This window comes from gamma proteobacterium symbiont of Scutellera amethystina (assembly GCF_059730845.1).
The window spans coordinates 298,465-316,829 of the sequence record NZ_AP035936.1; the positions used below are offsets into that span (position 1 = coordinate 298,465).

Below are 18,365 nucleotides of genomic sequence, written 5' to 3' on the forward strand. Positions count from 1 at the left end.
CTATGGATTTTGTTACTCTTTCCCGGTCGCTGCTGCCGCTGCTGGGAGGCCGGGAAAATATCGCCAGTGCGGCGCACTGTGCCACACGTTTGCGCCTGGTGCTGGTGGATGACGCCAAAGCCGACACCGCCGCGATTGGCAAACTGGAGGGCGTGAAAGGCTGTTTTCGCAATGCCGGACAGCTGCAGGTGATTTTTGGCACTGGCGTGGTGAATAAAGTGTATGCCGCGTTTATCCGCGAAGCTGGCATCAGTGAAACCAGCAAGTCGGAAGCGGCGGATATCGCTGCGCGCAAGCTCAATCCGTTCCAGCGCATTGCGCGTCTGCTGTCGAACATTTTTGTACCGATCATCCCGGCGATTGTGGCCTCTGGCCTGCTGATGGGACTGCTCGGCATGGTTAAAACCTACGGCTGGGTTAATCCCGATAACGCGCTGTATATCATGCTGGATATGTGCAGCTCGGCGGCCTTTATCATCCTGCCGATCCTGATTGGCTTTACCGCGGCACGTGAGTTTGGCGGTAACCCGTTCCTCGGTGCCACACTCGGCGGCATTCTGACCCATCCGGCGCTCACTAACGCCTGGGGCGTGGCGGCCGGCTTCCATACCATGAACTTTTTCGGTATCGAAGTGGCGATGATCGGCTACCAGGGCACGGTGTTTCCGGTGCTGCTGGCGGTGTGGTTTATGAGTGTGCTGGAGAAGCAGCTGCGCCGGGTGATTCCGGACGCGCTGGATCTGATCCTGACGCCGTTCCTGACGGTGATTATCGCCGGCTTCGTTGCGCTGCTGGTGATTGGTCCGGCAGGGCGGATGCTGGGCGACGGTATTTCATTCGTCCTCAGCACGCTGATTGCCCATGCCGGCTGGCTGGCCGGACTGGTGTTTGGCGGGCTTTACTCAGTTATCGTTATCACCGGCGTGCACCACAGCTTCCATGCGATTGAAGCCGGGCTGCTGGGCAATCCGGCGATTGGCGTCAACTTCCTGCTGCCGATTTGGGCGATGGCTAACGTGGCGCAGGGCGGTGCCTGTCTGGCGGTATGGTTCAAAACCAAAGATGTGAAAATCAAAGCGATTTCGCTGCCGTCCGGCTTTTCAGCGCTGCTGGGTATTACCGAGGCGGCGATTTTCGGTATCAACCTGCGCTTTATGAAACCCTTTATCGCCGGCCTGATCGGCGGCGCGCTGGGCGGTGCCTGGGTAGTGTCGGTGCATGTGTATATGACGGCTGTCGGTCTCACCGGTCTGCCGGGCATGGCGATTGTGCAGGCCAGTTCGTTGCTTAACTATGCCATTGGCATGGTGATTGCCTTCAGCAGCGCATTTATGATCTCTTATCTGCTCAAATACAAAACGGACGCGGAATAATGGCGGCTTCTACATTGTTACCCGATATTTTACAGGCGGTGATGCGCGGTCAGCCGCGCGCGCTGAGCGACCCGCATTATCCGGGCTGGCATCTGGCGCCCGTCACCGGATTGCTTAACGATCCGAACGGCTTTATCCACTTCGCCGGGCGTTACCATCTGTTCTATCAGTGGAATGCGCTGGGCTGCCAGCATCAGCATAAATGCTGGGGCCACTGGAGTTCCGCCGACTTGCTGCACTGGCAGCATGAACCCATAGCGCTAATGCCGAATGAAGAGTATGACCGCAGCGGCTGCTATTCGGGCAGCGCCGTTGATGACAATGGCGCGCTGACGTTGATCTATACCGGCAACGTAAAGTTTGCCGATGGCGCGCGCACCGCCTGGCAGTGTCTGGCGGTGCAGAATGCGCAGGGCGGCTTTGACAAACTCGGGCCGGTGATCGCGCTGCCCGACGGCTATACCGGACACGTGCGCGACCCGAAAGTGTGGCGGCATGGCGAACACTGGTTCATGGTGCTGGGCGCGCAGGATTTGCAAAAGCAGGGCAAAGTATTGCTGCTGCGCTCGGCGGACCTGCGTGAGTGGCGCAATCTGGGCGAGATTGCCGGTAGCGGCCTGAACGGGCTGGCGGCAGCCAGTTATATGTGGGAATGTCCGGACATGTTTACCCTCGGCGATACCACGTTCCTGATTTGCTGTCCGCAGGGGCTTGCGCAGGAACAGCATCGTTTTCTCAATACGCATCCCAGCGCGTGGCTCTCCGGCGATCTTGATTATGCTAACGCCCGCTTTAGCCATGGCGAATTACATGAGCTTGACGCCGGTTTCGAATTTTACGCGCCGCAAACCACGCTAACCGCCAACGGACGCCGGCTGCTGGTGGGCTGGATGGGCGTGCCGGATGGCGAGGAGATGCTGCAGCCCACGGTGGCCAATGGCTGGATCCATCAGATGACCTGCGTGCGCGAACTGGGCACGCGTGATGGCCGGCTGTTCCAGCGTCCGGTTACTGAACTGCAGGCGCTGCGCAGCGCTGAACAGCACTATCAGGGGCCAGCCGCCGATGCGCCGGTCATTGATGCGCAGCGGCTGGAATTACTGCTGAGCGGGCAGGGCGACATCACCCTGGATTTCGCCGACCAGCTACGGCTGGAGTGGCGCGCCGACGGGCTGCGGCTCGCGCGGCGCAGTCTGGCAAGCGGCGAGTGGCAGTTCCGTTACTGGCGCGGCGCGGTGAGTCAGCTCCAGTTACTGTGCGATCACTCCAGCGTCGAGATTTTCATTAATGAAGGGGAAGGGGTGATGAGCAGCCGCTACTTCCCGGCGCATCCGGCGCAATTAACCCTGACCGGACACGCAGAAGTGACGGCGCGCTACTGGTCGTTGCGGCCGCGCATGGTAGAATAAGTCATTGTTTCCTTAACCGATGCACTGACGTGAGAAAAACCAAACGCGTTACCATAGCGGATATCGCCGCGCTGGCGGGGGTGTCCAAAGCCACCGCCAGCCTGGTGCTGAATGGCCGTGGCAAAGAGTTGCGTGTGGCGAAAGAGACGCGTGAACGGGTATTAACGCTGGCGCGCGAGCATCACTACCAGGCCAGTATTCACGCGCGCTCGCTGCGCGATAATCGCAGCCATACGCTGGGTTTAGTGGTGCCGGAGATCACCAACCATGGTTTTGCCGTGTTCTCGCACGCGCTGGAAAATCTGTGTCGCGAGGCGGGCTTACAGCTGCTGATCTCCTGCACTGACGAGAACGCCGGGCAGGAGCGGGTGGTGGTGGATAATCTGGTGGCGCGTCAGGTGGATGGGCTGATTGTGGCGTCCAGCATGTTAAGCGACAGTGACTACGTCAAACTGAGCGATCAACTGCCGATCGTGCTGTTTGACCGCTACGTTAATGATACGCAACTGCCGCTGGTGATGACCGATTCGGTCACGCCGACTGCCGAGCTGGTGGAACGGCTGGCGCGCGCCAATCCGGATGAAATTTATTTCCTCGGCGGTCAGCCGCGTTTGTCACCCACCAAAGATCGTCTGGCCGGTTTCATGCAGGGTCTCGAACGAGCAGGTGTGACGCCACGGCCGGAGTGGATCATTCACGGCAACTATCACCCGAGCAGCGGTTATGAAATGTTTGCCGCGCTGTGCGCCCGGCTGGGGCGTCCGCCCAAAGCGATTTTCACCGCCGCCTGCGGTCTGCTGGAAGGGGTGTTGCGCTACATGAGCCAGCATCATCTGCTGCACAGCGACATCCGCGTGGCCAGCTTTGACGATCACTATCTGTATGACTCACTGACACTGCCGATCGATACCGTCGAGCAGGATGTGCCGCGCCTGGCGCAGGAGTGTTTTACGCTGCTCACTACCATGATTAACGGCGATGACCCCATCAGCCAGCATACCGTGCTGCCGGCAACGCTGCGGCTGCGCTTTGGCAAGTAGCGCAGCCGCATCGCGTTTAACGACTCAATCGGTCTCCGGCTCACACACCTGCCATCTGACCGAGCTGACGCCTTTTTCCAGGCTGATGCGGCTGACCAGATTTTCCAGCTGATCGGTCAGGCTGGGTTTACCCAGCACTTCCGCATTTACCGCCATGCGGTGTGAGGGTTCCAGATCCTCACTGTGCAGGGATTGCAGCCGCAGACCGCTGCCGCCAAGGCTGTGCAGCATCAGGCTGCGCACCTGCACCTCATCGGCCGCCAGACAGATGATCTGCACTTTGTAATACTGGCTGGCGTCTTCCGCAGTAATGATGCTCTGCCGATTGATACCCTGTGCCATCTCGCGCAGCAGGATGTTGGCGCACAGAATAACCACACAACCGATGCCTGCCTCCAGCAACAAGCCCATGCTGCATAACACGCCAATCGCCGCGGTACACCACAGCGTGGCCGCGGTGTTAAGGCCGCGCACATTCAGGCCATCGCGCATGATGACGCCACCGCCGAGGAAGCCAATGCCGGAAACCACATAGGCCGCGACGCGCGAGGCATCTGCGGCAATTCCCGGTACGCTTTGCGTCATCAGCACAAACAAACAGGCACCGGTGCTGACCAGCGCATTGGTGCGCAGCCCGGTCAGGCGCTGGCGCAGCTGGCGCTCGCTGCCAATCAGCGCGCCCAGAATCAGCGCGACCGTGACGCGCAATAAAAAGATTTTCCAGTCCATGTCAGACCTCACTCCATCACCGCCGGGCAATGGATATTCAGAGTTATAAGAATGGATTACAGCGGGGCCAGACAGAACGCAGGAAAAAGGGGGAGGAAAATCCACCGTCTTAACGCAGGGCTAAGACAGCGATGAGGCTATCTCAGCATCGGCACCGATTGTAATCGTGTGGGACAGGTGTCCAATTGTGTATCCTCATCAGTAAAAATTTCGCCGGCATTGTAGACGCTTTGATGCGTCAGAGCGAAGACAAATCGCGCATCGTTTAAGCGGTGTTGAACAGGCATGAGATAATCACGCGTTTTCATTACAATCAGGCTGGGGTATCTGCTAAAAACCGTTTCATAATTAATTATCTGCGCTCATCCAAATACCCTAAGGTCTGACATGCAACCAATCAGTCTGCAAACCCGGTACCGTTCTGCGAACGAAAACACCATTGCGCTGTGGGCGAAAAATGCAGGCATCGGAAACATCCGTGAAGAGAATTACTACGATCCGGTAAAACTGGCGCTTGCCGCAGGGATAAAGCCGTCAGTTTCCTTACCGGTGTTACGTCTGATTGATGAATTGCAACGACTCACGCTGGCAGATCCGCTTGCTGATACGCTGCCAGCGCAAGGCCTTCATTTTACTTTTTTGCCTCTGACTTTACCGCTGTATAACGTCAACGAGCCTTTACCAGCGAAAGCGGCACAATTGACCACAATCTGGCAGGAATTTGCTGCGAAAAAAATCGTTATCCGGGATCTGCGCTTAGTGGCGTTGCCCAGTCAGTTATTGCTTGCGGGCATACCTGATACGCCTGCGATTGCCATGCGCCAGTCATTCTGCGACAAGGTTCTGGATTCAGACTGGGAAAATGAATTGCTGATGCGGCATGGCAACAGCCCGTTGCCGGCACCATTCTGGCACAGCACGTTACTGCGCTACAGCGCTGAGTTTTTACCCGCAGTTTTGCGTCAATTCTTTTATGAACGTCAGGACATCAATTTCGGTGCGGTGGCGGGAGAATTGATGTTGACGAAGACTAACTACAACTGGACAAAGTGTTATCCGTTATTGCCGGCGAGGGTTTAAATATGGTGAGTGCGCCATAACTGGCAGCCTTAAACTAATGGAGCTGTTTATAGATGCTACTGATTTGCCTTTCGCGCCAAAGTGCGCATAATCATGATTATGTTAAATATGGTATCCCGTCAGGTATCGCAATCCTTCAGTTTCGCCCTTTACGCCTCTTAACAGGCCCACAACGCATTCCACCACGGCGACACTATATGAAAACTTATCCCACCGGTCTCCACGGCGTTAACCTGGTGCGCATCAATGCGCACCCTACAACTGAGTGCACGGTTAGCTTCGCCCTCGGTGCTTTAAACATCTCTTTAGCTCATCCAGCATGACAACGAATCCCGCGACACCGCGGCGTTATCCTGGTGCGCATCAATGCGCACCCTACAGCTGACTGCCCGTTTAGCACCTGTTTGCTGTGCTGATGTCGAGAAACTCCTCAAATGATGGTTATCCAAAAAACATATATTGTCTGTTGCCGAAGGAGATTAGGACAGAAAATCCCGCAAGCTATGGGCCTGAAAGTAAAAATTATAGAAGCTAATTCAGGTGAGCTTCGATTCGCTTACACAAAAACTCATAGAAGTTATTCGCATAATGCAGTCAATTCCCTGAGGGTAACTTCTGAAATATTGGGCACTCTTCATCTTTAAGTTGCGTGTAGTCAAAATAGAATATTTCACCAAAATCAATTTCACTTACAACGAGTTGTTTTTCTTTTGCCTAGCCATTTTTCACATCAGTTAAATTCTGATAAACAATATCTCCACCACAGACATCCTTAAAATCTATGCCATAGATACTATATATTTCCTCGCCACCAATTTCGCCGCCAACATACTCCTTTAAAAAAGCTTTATAGGATAGCGTAAAGGGAAGGCCAAGAGTTTTTTCAGCTCTTTCAACCCACTCACTATCAACGGCATTTTCAGCACTTCCAAAATCTACTAAATCACTATTATTAGCAATAAGCTCCGCAACATCTGATAACGCAAAATCGCTCATAATTCATTCACCATATCCCGCAGCAATGATCATTATCACATAACTCAATCTCGATAACCATAAAAACAAATTCCTTGAAGATAGATTGATATTAGTAAACATTTCGTTCAGACATTTAACATCCTTTCCATTATAGGTTTCTTTGGAAAATGATCTGCAATGAACAAAGAAAAGAAATGTAGAAATAAAGCCAATTGAATTTATGTATAAAGCTGAGGTGTTCTGATTTTTGTCGAAGTCAAAGAGGTTACCAAATATCAAGGTGCCTGCAATCGATATGGCTGAGATATTAGATAACCGGCCAGGCTTAAAAAGCATGAAGTCAAAAAAAAGAAATGTGGCTTTTGCTGGTGTTTTCCTGCTTAATCTGGAATGCGCAAAAAGGAAGAAACAAACAATGAATGTTAGCATGGAAATTACTGTTATAGATAAGCTAGTGTAGTAAATATCATTTAGATTCATGATCATAAAACTCCTGTTAAGAACTCCCTTTAAAATGAATACTATGGAGTTTGATGCGACTAATCCCAGGAGATGATCCCACACCAATGAGAGACTAATCATTCCAACATTCTTTGTTATGTCTCACACCTGATGGAGCAAGAAATCATTGCATCAATTACTGCGTTCTACCGCGTTTCTTACCGGTGCCGCTGATTATTAATTATCCAGGTGCGCATGAATGCGCACCCTACGAGATATCGCACAATTTGATGTTTCTCCGGTGTGCATGAATGCGCGTCCTGCGAGGCATCGCACAACTTAATGTGTCACCGGTGCGCATGAATGCGCACCCTACGAGATATCGCACAATTTACTGTTTTTCTAAGGCGTATGAAGAAACAAAACCGCGCGGTTTTCCGTAGGGGCGCCATTCATGGCGACCAAAAAAGCAGGGAGAAATTGCACAAACCCGCCGCCGCACATTGTATCACCGGGCCGACGGGTTTGCCCCCACTGAGCCGCGCACCACCATCCAGCTGTCAAACGCGGGTAAGGCGCCGGCGGATTGCTGGCGGATGTGGCAAATCAACCGGCGCGCGGCTTCGCGCCCCATTTCATACACCGGCTGGGCGACCACGGTCAGCGGCGGTGACATCAGTTCGGTCCAGGGAAAATCGTCGTACATCACAAAAGAGATATCTTCAGGTACGCGCAGGCCGCGTTTGGCCAGACCGCGCAGGATGCCCATCGCAATCAGGTTATCGGAGGCAATCAGCGCGCTGGGTGGTTCGGCGAGCGCCAGCAGTTCAGTCAGGATCTGCTCAATGATGGCTTCGCTGAGCGCATTAAGCCGAATCAGCGCTGGATCCAGTTCCTTACCTGCGGCCCGGTAGGCATCAATCATTCCGCTAACGCGCTGCGCCACCGGCGTGGGGCCCAGCGTGATTGCCGGCGAATACGGTGCAGCGCTGCGCATGCTGGAGAGATAAGCAATACGCTGATGCCCGGCCGCCAGTAATAGCTCCGTCGCCTGTTTGGCCACCGCGACAAAGTTCGCCTGGATGGTCTCCACTTCCATCCCCTGCACTGCCCGGTCGAACATCATTAATGAACGCCCTTCTGCCAGCACCTGGCGCAGATGCTCGTTATCCTCAAACAATGAGCTGCACGGCGCGACGATGATGCCATCGACGCGCTTATCCAGCATCACGCGCACGGCTTCCCGTTCCTCGTCCAGCGTTTCATCGCTGTTACTCAGCAGCAGGTGAAAGCCCGCCTGGCGCGCAACATCCGCCATACCGCGCAGCGCGAGGCCAAAGTGCGGGTTTTCAATGTCGCCGACAATCACCCCGATAGTATTGGAGCGGCCAGTGTTCATGCTGCGCGCCAGCTCGTTCGGTCGGTATCCCAGCGCTTCAGCAGCCTGATTCACCCGCGTCTGCACATCTTCACTGACGGAACCATACCCGCCCAGCGCGCGTGCCGCCTGGGCTTTGGAAACATTGGCGGCGCGGGCGACGTCGGCAACGGTCGGACCGCGTGAACGAGCATTTTCATTGGTCATAATTATTTCGAATCACAAGTTGATAACAACATAATTGACGCTGCTGATAGCGTGTGCTTAATATCAGTATATCCGAATGAGACCGGTCTCACAACCAGAGCCGGTTTCATTTTGCCCCGCGTTGAGACCGGTCTCAATAACAATAAACCGGCTTGGCGAACTCTGAAGTTTCACCTGCACAGACGGAAGAGCCTTATGACATCGCACAAACGTTTCAATCAACTGACCGCCGCCCTGTTCGGCACGGCAATGCTGGTTTCCGCCAGCTGGAGCGCCCACGCCGCCAGCGACAGTAATCCCTGGGGTTTGATCGAACCCGGTCACCTCCGCGTTGCCAGCCTCGGCGACGCGAAGCCCTACACCTTCACCGATAAAAACGGCAACTTCACCGGCTTTGACGTCGAATTCTTCAAAAATGTGGCGCATCGCATGGGCATCGATCAGGTGGATTTTATCGGTCAGGACTTCTCCGCCATTCTGCCGGCGGTGGCAAATGGCCAGTATGATGCCGGCGTCGCCGCCATTGGCATCACGCCGCTGCGCGAAAAAACCGTCGATTTCTCCACCGGCTATCTTGCGGGCTATCTGACAGTGCTGACCCGCAGTGATTCCGGGGTGAAAAACGTAGAAACCCTGGCGCATAAACGGCTCGGAGTGATTCAGGGCACGCTGCAGGAGAACTATGCGCTGCAGCACTTCAAACAGACCGATCTGGTGCGTTTCCCCGATAACAACGCAGCGGTGTCCGCGCTGAATAACGGCACGCTGGATGCTATGTTCCTCGACTACGAAGCCGCCAAAGATTATGCCACCCGCTTTAAGCTGGTCACGGCGGCGAACATCCCTTCATTTGACGCGCCTGCGGGTGTCGCCATCGCCAAAGGCAAGCCCGAGTTCAAAGCAGCGCTGGATAAAGCCATCAAAGCGGCGATGCAGGATGGGACCTGGAAACAGCTGTACCAGAAGTGGTTCCCGGGTTCGCCAATGCCGCAACAGTATCTGCCCGGCGGCCAATAACCCTGCGCATCGTTATGCGTGAGACTGCATCCGGTGACGGCGCATGTCCGTCACCCGCAACCGAGAATCGGCTATGGATCTGATCACTATTCTTTCCCGTACGTTTTTTGATATTCCATCGATGATGGACGTCCTGCCACAGCTGCTGGCAACCGGACTGGTGAACACCATCATTATCTCCGTGGCGGCCACCGTGCTGGGCACGTTATTCGGCCTGATACTGGCGCTGATGGGCATCTCGCCCTCGCGCTGGCTGCGCGTGCCCGCGCGGCTGTATACCGATCTGTTTCGCGGCTTGCCTTCCATCCTCACCATTCTGTTGATTGGTCAGGGCCTGGCGCGTTTCAGCTATCAGCTATTTGGTCCGACGCCGTATCCGCTCGGCATTTTTGCCCTGAGCCTGATTGCCAGCGCTTACATGGGCGAGATTTTCCGCTCCGGTATCCAGAGCGTGGAACAGGGGCAGATGGAAGCCTGCCGGGCGCTGGGAATGAGCTATGGCCGGGCGATGCGCCTGGTGATCATTCCGCAGGGCATCCGCCGCGTGTTGCCTGCGATAGTCAATCAGTTCATCGCCATCATCAAAGACTCGTCGCTGGTTTATCTGCTGGGCCTGATGACCGGTCAGCGTGAGCTGTTCCGCGTCGGCCAGGATGCCGCCGTGCTAAGCGGCAACCTGTCACCCCTGATGCTGGCCGGGCTGTTCTATCTGGTGATCACCGTGCCGCTCACCCACGCCGTGAACTACATCGACGTCCGCTACCGTACCGGACGTCGCCGCGCCACCGCGCCACAAAGCGGCCTGAAGGAGCTCGATGAAGTGCAGCAAAAGCGCAACGTGGTTCCGGCGGTCTCACTTACCAGCGAGCGAGGACATTAATATGGCCATGCCATCTGCATTTCACGGCGCCAGCCTCGAGCTGCGCAATCTGACGCTGGCGTACGGCCCGATTGAGGTGCTGCGCAATGTGTCGCTGAGCATCGAACCGGGCACCACCACCTGCATCATCGGTCCCTCGGGATCGGGAAAATCCACCTTACTGCGCGGCATCAATCGCCTGCATGAGCCGAAGAACGGCGATGTCTTACTGGCCGGGCGTTCTGTCCTGAAGGACAAGCCCGATGCGCTGCGGCTGAGAATTGGCATGGTGTTTCAGCATTTCAATCTGTTTCCCGATCACAGCGCGCTGGAAAACGTGGCGCTGGCACCGTGGAAAGTGAAAGGCCGCCCGAAAGCCGAAGCGCTGGAGATTGCCCGTCAGCGGCTGGCCGAAGTGGGCCTTGCTCAGCGAGCCGATCACCGTCCGCGCGATCTCTCCGGTGGCCAGCAGCAGCGCGTGGCAATAGCGCGCGCGCTGGCGATGGAGCCGGAAGTGATGCTGTTCGATGAAGCCACCTCGGCACTCGATCCTGAGCTGGTGAAAGGCGTTCTGACGCTAATGGCCGATTTGTGCCAGCGCGGCATGACCATGGTAGTCGTGACCCATGAGATGGGCTTCGCCCGGCGCGTGGCCGATCAGGTGGTGTTTATGGATGAAGGCGAAATCGTGGAAGCCGGCACGCCGGAACAAATCTTTGACCGTCCGCAATCCGCGCGCCTGCAGCGTTTTCTGTCGGAGGTACTGTGATGACGCATCTTCAGGTTAGCGGCCCAGTCCGCACGGCGCTGGTGGGATTTGGCGTCGCCGGCAGCGTGTTTCATGCACCGCTGCTTGCACATAACGACGACTATCGTCTCGACGTTATCGTCACTGGCGATGCCCAACGCGTAGCGACCGCGCAGCAACGTTACCCCCAGGCGCGCGTGCTGCCGGACTGGCCCGCGCTGCTCAAGTCCATTGATGGCGGCGAGATCGGCATCGATCTCATCGTGCTGGCCACGCCACCGGCGCAACACGCGGAGCAGGCTATACAGGCCAGCCAGCGCGCGATCCATCTGGTGGTGGATAAACCGTTCGCACCAGACGTGCAGGCGGCAGAAATGATGATCGCCGCCGCGCAGCAGGCCAATACCTTGCTCACCGTGTTTCACAACCGACGCTGGGACGGCGACTTTCTGACGTTGCAGCGCCTGGTGCACCAGGAAGCCTTCGGCACCGTAAGGAGTTTTGAGTCGCGTTTCGAGTGGTGGCGACCGCAGGGATTCGGCAACTGGCGTGACAGCGTCACGCTGGCGCAGGGCGGTGGTTTGCTGCTGGATATCGGCAGCCATCTGATTGATCAGGCCATCCAGCTCTTTGGCCCGGTCGCCCATGCCACGGCAGAGCTGGCGCGCCATTCCGGCCCGCAATCGGACAGCGACGAGGACTGTTTTGTCTCATTGCTGCACCACAACGGCGTGCGCTCGCGGTTGTGGATGAATGGCCAGGCGGCACTGAATGCGCCGCGCTTTCACCTGCTGGGCAGCAAAGGCGCTTTCACCCACTGGGGGCTGGACAATCAGGAGCCGCAGCTGGCGGCTGGCATGTCGCCCGGCGATAGCCAGTACGGCGTCACGCCGGCAGAAAACGTTGCCCGGGCCGGCACGGTCGGGGCAACCACAACGGTGCCGATTGAACGTGGTCACTACCCCGCTTTCTATCAGCTGTTAGCCCACGCGCTGTTACATGGTGGGCCGCCGCCGGTTGATGCGCGTGAAGCGCTCGGCGTTTTACAGCTTATTGAGCAGCTCCATCAGCAGCATCGCGTACGTATTGCCTGAAGGGCGAACATTTTTTAACAGAAGGAATGAATGATGTCTGACAAAACCGTGGCAAAAACCGTTATCGTGCTGGGTGGCGGCATCCTCGGCGTCTCAACCGCCTGGCAGCTGGCGCAGGCGGGCGCGCAGGTCACGCTGGTGACGGAAGCGGCACTCTGCTCCGGCGCCACCGGCCGATCCCTCTCCTGGCTCAACTCCGCGGGCGAGCGTTCGCAGCCTTACCATGCGCTGCGCATGGCGGGCATTGACCGCTATCGCACGCTGTTTGCCCGTCATCCGCAGCTCGACTGGCTGCGCTTCGACGGCGCGATTTACTGGGCCGCAGACGATGAAGCGGGCACCAAAGCGCGTCATCACTATGAAAAAGCGCAGGGCTACGACTCAAAGCTGATCAATCGCGCCACGGTCGGTGATGTCGATGCGCAGGTGAATCCGGCCAGTCTGAGTCAGGTGGCGATTGCCAACCCCGGTGAAGGCTGGGTCAGCCTGCCGCATCTGGTTGAGCATCTGGTTCAGGCATTGCGCGCGCTGGGCGGAGAGATCGTTGAGCACGCCGGTAAAGCCAGCGTGATCACCAAAGACGGCCGGGCCAGCGGCATTCGCAGCGAAAAACGCGGTGAGCTGCTGGCCGATCGCGTACTGGTAGCGTGTGGCCCGTGGACGCCGGAAGTGGTTGCCCCGCTCGGCGTGCACATCCCCAACGGTTCTCCGGTCTCTATGCTGGTGACCAGCCAGCCCGGCGATCACCGGCTGCAGGTGGTAATGAATACGCCGCGCGCGGCGGTCCGGCCTAATCCCGGCAACACCATCGCCGTCGATCATGACTGGTATGAAGAGCACATCGTCGCGCAGGCCGACGGGCAGTACAGCATTGATACCGCAGTCATTAACCAGCTGATGGCGGAAGCAGGTAACCTGATCGCTGACGGCGCGCCGCTGAAAGCCAGCAGCTGGAAAATCGGTCTCAAACCGATTCCTGGCGATGGCGAACCGGTGGTCGGTGAGCTGCAGCAGGTTCCCGGCTGTTTTGTTGTCTTCACCCATTCCGGCGCCACGCTGGCATTGATCCTCGGTGAGATACTGACGCAGGAGATACTCACCGGCGTTAAACACCCGATGCTGGCGACCTTCCGCCCGGAAAGATTCAGCTAACGTCAGCACCAGCGCCACGATGATGGTGGCGCTGGCTACACGCCCTATTGTCTGTCACACACCTCTCATTTGCCCGATCCCATCGCTTCATCCACGCGCCCTTTCCGCTTCCCTGCTGGTCTGATATCCGCGTATTGCCGGTTTCTTTTCCGATGACAACCGCCAGGGCCAGATAAACTAAGAGTCCGCTATTGAGGCCACAAAGCTTCAGCGGCGGAAAATGTCACATTTTTCACGCAAATCACGACAATCTGAACACAGGAAACCCCTTATGCGTATCGCCATACTCGCCCTGGAAGGCAGCGTACTGTCCGCCGTTGCCGGAATGACCGACCTTTTCTGGATAACCAACAAAGCGATTGCATCTTCCCCCGTGCACGCCGCACGCTTTCCCGATAAAGCTTTTGAAACGCTGATTGTCAGCGCCAACGGTGACCCGGTGTGGGATACGGAAGGCCGCCTGATTCACATCGACAGCTCATTTCAGGGGGCCGGTGCGGTTGATGTGGTGATTGCGCCCGGCATGTTGCTGGGGCCCGACCTGCAACCGATCAACCTCGACAGTATCCGTCAGGCTGCCGGCTGGTTTAACAAACTCTATCAGCAGGGTGCCTGGGTGGCTGCTGCGGGCACCGGTGGCGTGATCCTTGGCGAGGCGGGTTTGCTGAATGACCGTTCCTGTACCACCACCTGGTGGGTCAGCCATATGCTGCAGGCGCGCTATCCGCAGGCGCGACTGGCGAAAGGCAAAACGCTGGAGGAAGACGATCGCGTCATTACCAGCGGTGGCTGTTTTTCGTGGATATCGCTGGCCCTGTATATCATTGAAAAAAGCGCCGGCAAGGCGGTGGCGGATCTCACCCGGGAGATGTCGCTGGCCGATAACCCTGTGCTGCACACCCACCTTCCCGGCTCGCCGGGTACGGGGAAAAGCAGCACGCCGTTTCTGGTGCGGGCGCAGGAGATCATCCGCCTGGAAAATCCCGCCATCAATGCCGCGCAACTGGCAGCCGCGCTGAACGTTACCGGGCGTACCCTGCAGCGCAGAATGAAAGCCCTGTCGCAGGAAACGCCAAAAGAGTTTATTACCCGCATCCGCATTGAACTGGCCTGTACCATTCTGGCCAGCACCGACGTCAGCGTGCGTCAGACCGCCTTGCAGTGCGGTTACAGCGAAGATACCGCCTTTCGTAAAGCCTTCCATCAGGTGATGGCGATGACGCCGGCCCAGTATCGTGAGTGGATTGCACACCGTAAGGCGCAGGTAATTAGCGCAAAATAATACGCCACGCATTTTGAAAGTTATTTAATTACTTCAAAATTAATGATCCTGAAAAGTTAATTTATTCATAATTTTTGAAATAACCTTTTGTGAGGTCCTGCCGATGTACGGTGGGTTGTCGCTTTATTCCTTTTAACTTTTTACCAGGTAACAATATGATGAATATTACTCAAAGACTTACCCTGGCTTTCATTTTACTCTCAGCTTCACTGGTGGTGACGGGCATTATTTCTGTGCGACTGTTAGGCGGTTTTCAGGAGCGCTTTGAATATGTTCAGGTCAATGCGATTCCCTCTATTCGCGATTTATCCGAGCTGATCGATCGCAGCAATAAACTCTCTCTGTCGCTGTATAAGCATCAAAGCCAGACTGACAATGCGCGTATGCCGCCGGTCGAGAAAGAGATCGCTCAGCGCCTGGCCGACATTAAAACGCTGGCTGAATATTATTTAGCCAATGATATCTCCAGCGACGAAGATAAGCAGATGACCATTAAAGGCCTGGCGACGCTGCGCGTGGTTGAATCGCGGTTGCCGGCCTTTCTGGCTGCTTCACACGCTCATCAGGATGACGTCACGCTCGGCATGCTGGAAGCCGAAAGTGGTATTGGCGGCGCCATCAGCCAGTTAAAAAATGATTATCGCCAGCAGATGTCGCTTAATTTGTCGCTGGGTGACGGCTTGCGCGTGGTCAACCAGGAGATTTATCACCGCACATTCTGGGGATTGAGTGCCGGGGTCGCGGTGACACTGCTGTTACTGGGTACGCTCACCGCGTTAACTCTGGTGCGCATTCGTCAGAGCCTGAAAGCGATTGGTCAGGTGATGGATCACGTTGGCAGCAGCCTTGATCTGAGCGTCACCGCCGATGACAGCAAAAAAGACGAAGTCGGCAATATGGCCCGCGCCTTTAACCAGCTGCTTGACCGGGTTGGCAGCGCGCTGGCGCAGGTCAGTACCGCTTCTCACGCCGTCAGTTCGGCGTCGGCACAAATCGCCGCTGGCAACGAAGATCTCTCCTCGCGGACGGAACAGCAGGCCGCCTCGCTGGAACAGACGGCGGCCAGTATGGCGGAACTGAGCGAAACCGTGCGTCAGACGGCCGACAATACCCGGCAGGCTAATCGTCTGGCCGGTAACGCGACAGAACTTTCAGACGCCAGCGCGGTGTCGCTGGGCAATATGCTCAACACCATGGCGGAGATCCGCTCCAGTTCGAAAAAAATCACCGAAATTGTCACGCTGATCGAAGGCATTGCCTTCCAGACCAATATCCTGGCACTGAATGCTGCCGTCGAAGCGGCGCGCGCCGGCGAACACGGAAAGGGCTTTGCGGTGGTCGCGGGTGAAGTGCGCAACCTCTCGCAGCGTTCAACCCAGGCGGCCAGGGAGATCAAACAGCTGATTGATACCTCCTACAGCCTGGTGGAATCGGGTGCGGTACAGGCTGAAGCGGTGGAAGCGAACATGGCAGGACTGAAAACCGCGTTCCGTCAGGTGAATGACCTGGTAAGCGAAATCGCTGCCGCAGCCGAAGAGCAAAACACCGGCATCTCGCAGGTGCACCTGGCGATTAATCAGATGGATGATGTCACGCAGCAGAATGCGGCGCTGGTAGAGGAGGCTTCTGCCGCATCCGCGTCATTGCAGGATCAGGCGCAAACCCTGTCCGGCCTGGTGAATCAGTTTTCACTGGCCGGGTCCGCGCGACCTGCTGAGCGCCCGAAAACGGTCTCCGCGCTGAAACGTCCGGCTGCTGTACCCGTGGCCGCCGGGCACGGCATTGACGCGGACTGGCAGAGCTTTTAACCCCATCTGCTAAATAGCGCATTATTCCGGACCGCCGTGACGTTGACGGCCGGTCCGGACTGGCTCAGGTGACAGCCGATCAAAGCAGCTGGCTGAGGTGCAGCTGCCCCATCAGCAGCGGGTTATCGCTGTAATCTACCGGGATAGCCACCACGGCCGGTCCTTCCACCTCTATCGCCCGCCGCAACGTGGGTTCCAGTTCAGCGGCGCTGTTCACCGAAAATCCAGCGGCACCAAACGCCTGCGCGTAAGCTTTGAAATCCACCGGCCCAAAGTTCACACCGGACACGCGCTGGTATTTCTTCTCTTCCTGAATCGCCACCATGTTATAGCCATTGTCGACCCAGATGATGTGCAGAATATTGGCCTTTAACCTGACGGCGGTTTCCAGCTCCATGCTGGATTGCAGAAAGCCGCCGTCGCCCGACACCGAAACCACTTTACGGGACGGATCGACCAGCCAGGCGCCAATCGCCCACGGCAGCGCCACGCCCATGGTTTGCTGCCCGTTGGAAATCATGATTTGCCGTGCCCGGAAGCTGTAGAGATAACGGGCAATCCAGATATGAAAACTGCCCATGTCGACCGTCAGGCTGACGTCACTGTTAATGATATCCTGCATCGCCCGGACGATACGCAGCGGATGCAGGGCGAACTGATCGAGGCTGGCACCCTGCATCGCCAGCAGCTGACGCTGTTGCTGACGATCCTGCAGAATGGTGGCGGCAGCGTCGCTGAGCTGCAGCGGTGACGCGATTTGCGCGGCGATTTTGCGCACTGTCCCGGCGATATCGCCCACCAGTTCAGCGTCGGGTTGATAGTGGTTATCGGTCTCGGCGGGCAGCACGTCGATGTGCACCAGCAAGGCGTTGCTTCTGTTCCACATGGCCGGTTCATACTCGACCGGGCTGTAACCAATGGTGATAATCAAATCCGCCTGCTGGAGCAGGCGGTCACCGGCCTGATTGTTAAACAGGCCAACCCGCCCGGCAAAGCGTGAGAAGTGCTCCTGCCGCACCGCGCCCGCCGCCTGATAGGTGCTGGTCACCGGAATACGGCTTTTGCTCAGCAGTTCATGAATCGCCGCACTGTTCTCCGGCTGGCTGGCCATCAGGCCCAGCAGAATCACCGGATTTTTCGCCCGCGCAATCTCGCGGCTTACGGCATTCACCAGCGCGTCGGGCGCAGCGCCCAGCGTGATGTGTCCTGAACGCTGTAACAGGCTGCCTGACACCGGCTGGTCAACAATGTCCTGCGGCAGACTGAGGAACGATGCGCCGCCGCGCCCGTTTTCGGCATGGCGAAACGCGTTCGATACGCACTCCGCGAGCGCCGAAGCATCAGTGACTTCTACGGCAAATTTGGTCACCGGGCGAAACATCGCCACCGTGTCCATGCTTTGATGCACCTGTTTGGCACTGTCGGAGCGCTTAACCGCCCCGCCGATCGCTACCACCGGATCGCCTTCGCTGGTGGCGGTGGCCATGCCGGTCACCAGGTTTGAGCAGCCGGGCCCGGAAGTCACCAGCGCTACGCCGGCGTGGCCGGTCAGGCGGCCCATTGCCGCGGCCATAAACGCCGCGTTAGCCTCATGACGCACCGGAATCAGCTGAATGGAAGAATCTACCAGCGAATCAAACACCTTGTCGATTTTGGCACCGGGAATGCCAAAAATATGGTTTACGCCCTGCGCTTCCAGCTGAGCGACAACCAGGTCTGCGCCACTGTTCCACAGCGTCTGGGTTTTAAGCTGTTTCATGATCACCTCTG

14 protein-coding genes and 1 pseudogene are annotated in these 18,365 nt (G+C 56.9%); 11 read left to right on the forward strand and 4 right to left on the reverse strand.

Translation table 11 applies throughout. From position 1 onward, the window contains the following. Positions 1 to 2: 2 nt before the first annotated feature. Genes AC6I79_RS21435 through AC6I79_RS21445 form a run of 3 tightly spaced genes read left to right on the forward strand, consistent with a single transcriptional unit; the run spans position 3 to position 3,822 of the window. The gene (locus tag AC6I79_RS21435) at positions 3 to 1,373 is read left to right on the forward strand and encodes a sucrose-specific PTS transporter subunit IIBC (protein WP_021509443.1); all 1,371 of its coding nucleotides are present in this window, start codon (positions 3 to 5) and stop codon (positions 1,371 to 1,373) included. Then, complete coding sequence (locus AC6I79_RS21440) at positions 1,373 to 2,782, forward strand: sucrose-6-phosphate hydrolase (RefSeq protein WP_498027884.1); 1,410 nt, start codon at positions 1,373 to 1,375, stop codon at positions 2,780 to 2,782. The genes AC6I79_RS21435 and AC6I79_RS21440 overlap by 1 nt, the downstream gene beginning before the upstream one ends. Before the next feature lie 29 nt (positions 2,783 to 2,811). After that, positions 2,812 to 3,822, forward strand: coding sequence for a substrate-binding domain-containing protein (locus AC6I79_RS21445; RefSeq protein WP_132463811.1), 1,011 nt, complete (start codon positions 2,812 to 2,814; stop codon positions 3,820 to 3,822). Positions 3,823 to 3,846: 24 nt separating this feature from the next. Here AC6I79_RS21445 and AC6I79_RS21450 read toward each other — a convergent pair whose 3' ends face one another. Continuing rightward, positions 3,847 to 4,551: an MgtC/SapB family protein gene (locus AC6I79_RS21450; RefSeq protein ID WP_215800981.1), complete on the reverse strand. Its 705-nt coding sequence runs from the start codon at positions 4,549 to 4,551 to the stop codon at positions 3,847 to 3,849. A gap of 387 nt (positions 4,552 to 4,938) precedes the next feature. On the opposite strand from AC6I79_RS21450, the gene AC6I79_RS21455 reads away from it, so the two are divergent. Then, positions 4,939 to 5,631, forward strand: a complete 693-nt coding sequence (locus AC6I79_RS21455; RefSeq protein WP_283342295.1) for a hypothetical protein — start codon at positions 4,939 to 4,941, stop codon at positions 5,629 to 5,631. 531 nt (positions 5,632 to 6,162) lie between these two features. Here AC6I79_RS21455 and AC6I79_RS21460 read toward each other — a convergent pair. Together AC6I79_RS21460 and AC6I79_RS21465 are read right to left on the reverse strand one after the other, a co-directional pair. Continuing rightward, positions 6,163 to 6,627: pseudogene (locus AC6I79_RS21460) on the reverse strand (SMI1/KNR4 family protein). A gap of 931 nt (positions 6,628 to 7,558) precedes the next feature. Next, positions 7,559 to 8,635 (reverse strand): LacI family DNA-binding transcriptional regulator, encoded by a 1,077-nt coding sequence (locus AC6I79_RS21465; RefSeq protein WP_159377730.1) that lies wholly within the window; start codon positions 8,633 to 8,635, stop codon positions 7,559 to 7,561. A gap of 195 nt (positions 8,636 to 8,830) precedes the next feature. Here AC6I79_RS21465 and AC6I79_RS21470 point away from each other — a divergent pair, with 195 nt between their 5' ends. From AC6I79_RS21470 to AC6I79_RS21500, 7 genes are all read left to right on the forward strand, one after another. After that, entirely contained in the window at positions 8,831 to 9,652 is an 822-nt protein-coding gene (locus AC6I79_RS21470; protein ID WP_058781468.1) for an ABC transporter substrate-binding protein, read from the forward strand. Positions 9,653 to 9,725: 73 nt separating this feature from the next. Continuing rightward, entirely contained in the window at positions 9,726 to 10,532 is an 807-nt protein-coding gene (locus tag AC6I79_RS21475) for an amino acid ABC transporter permease (RefSeq protein WP_021509434.1), read from the forward strand. Position 10,533: 1 nt separating this feature from the next. Next, positions 10,534 to 11,280: an amino acid ABC transporter ATP-binding protein gene (locus AC6I79_RS21480; protein WP_021509433.1), complete on the forward strand. Its 747-nt coding sequence runs from the start codon at positions 10,534 to 10,536 to the stop codon at positions 11,278 to 11,280. Then, positions 11,280 to 12,353 carry a Gfo/Idh/MocA family protein gene (locus AC6I79_RS21485; RefSeq protein ID WP_159377792.1) on the forward strand — a complete coding sequence of 358 codons (1,074 nt, stop codon included), beginning with the start codon at positions 11,280 to 11,282 and terminating at the stop codon, positions 12,351 to 12,353. The genes AC6I79_RS21480 and AC6I79_RS21485 overlap by 1 nt, the downstream gene beginning before the upstream one ends. 33 nt (positions 12,354 to 12,386) lie before the next feature. Next, positions 12,387 to 13,505, forward strand: coding sequence for an NAD(P)/FAD-dependent oxidoreductase (locus tag AC6I79_RS21490; RefSeq protein WP_058776330.1), 1,119 nt, complete (start codon positions 12,387 to 12,389; stop codon positions 13,503 to 13,505). 271 nt (positions 13,506 to 13,776) lie between these two features. Then, positions 13,777 to 14,787, forward strand: coding sequence for a GlxA family transcriptional regulator (locus AC6I79_RS21495; RefSeq protein ID WP_058776331.1), 1,011 nt, complete (start codon positions 13,777 to 13,779; stop codon positions 14,785 to 14,787). A gap of 158 nt (positions 14,788 to 14,945) precedes the next feature. Further along, complete coding sequence (locus AC6I79_RS21500) at positions 14,946 to 16,595, forward strand: methyl-accepting chemotaxis protein (protein WP_288421740.1); 1,650 nt, start codon at positions 14,946 to 14,948, stop codon at positions 16,593 to 16,595. Between the two features lie 79 nt (positions 16,596 to 16,674). Here AC6I79_RS21500 and alsS read toward each other — a convergent pair whose 3' ends face one another. After that, positions 16,675 to 18,354: an acetolactate synthase AlsS gene (gene alsS, locus AC6I79_RS21505; protein ID WP_159377729.1), complete on the reverse strand. Its 1,680-nt coding sequence runs from the start codon at positions 18,352 to 18,354 to the stop codon at positions 16,675 to 16,677. Positions 18,355 to 18,365: the final 11 nt, after the last annotated feature.

What these genes read in the sequence shown, in the direction of transcription:
- AC6I79_RS21435 (WP_021509443.1), top strand. Translation starts at nt 3, where the DNA reads ATGGATTTTGTTACTCTTTCCCGGTCGCTGCTGCCGCTGCTGGGAGGC.
- AC6I79_RS21440 (WP_498027884.1), top strand. Translation starts at nt 1,373, where the DNA reads ATGGCGGCTTCTACATTGTTACCCGATATTTTACAGGCGGTGATGCGC.
- AC6I79_RS21450 (WP_215800981.1), bottom strand. Translation starts at nt 4,551, where the DNA reads ATGGACTGGAAAATCTTTTTATTGCGCGTCACGGTCGCGCTGATTCTG.
- AC6I79_RS21455 (WP_283342295.1), top strand. Translation starts at nt 4,939, where the DNA reads ATGCAACCAATCAGTCTGCAAACCCGGTACCGTTCTGCGAACGAAAAC.
- AC6I79_RS21465 (WP_159377730.1), bottom strand. Translation starts at nt 8,635, where the DNA reads ATGACCAATGAAAATGCTCGTTCACGCGGTCCGACCGTTGCCGACGTC.
- AC6I79_RS21470 (WP_058781468.1), top strand. Translation starts at nt 8,831, where the DNA reads ATGACATCGCACAAACGTTTCAATCAACTGACCGCCGCCCTGTTCGGC.
- AC6I79_RS21475 (WP_021509434.1), top strand. Translation starts at nt 9,726, where the DNA reads ATGGATCTGATCACTATTCTTTCCCGTACGTTTTTTGATATTCCATCG.
- AC6I79_RS21480 (WP_021509433.1), top strand. Translation starts at nt 10,534, where the DNA reads ATGGCCATGCCATCTGCATTTCACGGCGCCAGCCTCGAGCTGCGCAAT.
- AC6I79_RS21485 (WP_159377792.1), top strand. Translation starts at nt 11,280, where the DNA reads ATGACGCATCTTCAGGTTAGCGGCCCAGTCCGCACGGCGCTGGTGGGA.
- AC6I79_RS21490 (WP_058776330.1), top strand. Translation starts at nt 12,387, where the DNA reads ATGTCTGACAAAACCGTGGCAAAAACCGTTATCGTGCTGGGTGGCGGC.
- AC6I79_RS21495 (WP_058776331.1), top strand. Translation starts at nt 13,777, where the DNA reads ATGCGTATCGCCATACTCGCCCTGGAAGGCAGCGTACTGTCCGCCGTT.
- AC6I79_RS21500 (WP_288421740.1), top strand. Translation starts at nt 14,946, where the DNA reads ATGAATATTACTCAAAGACTTACCCTGGCTTTCATTTTACTCTCAGCT.
- alsS (WP_159377729.1), bottom strand. Translation starts at nt 18,354, where the DNA reads ATGAAACAGCTTAAAACCCAGACGCTGTGGAACAGTGGCGCAGACCTG.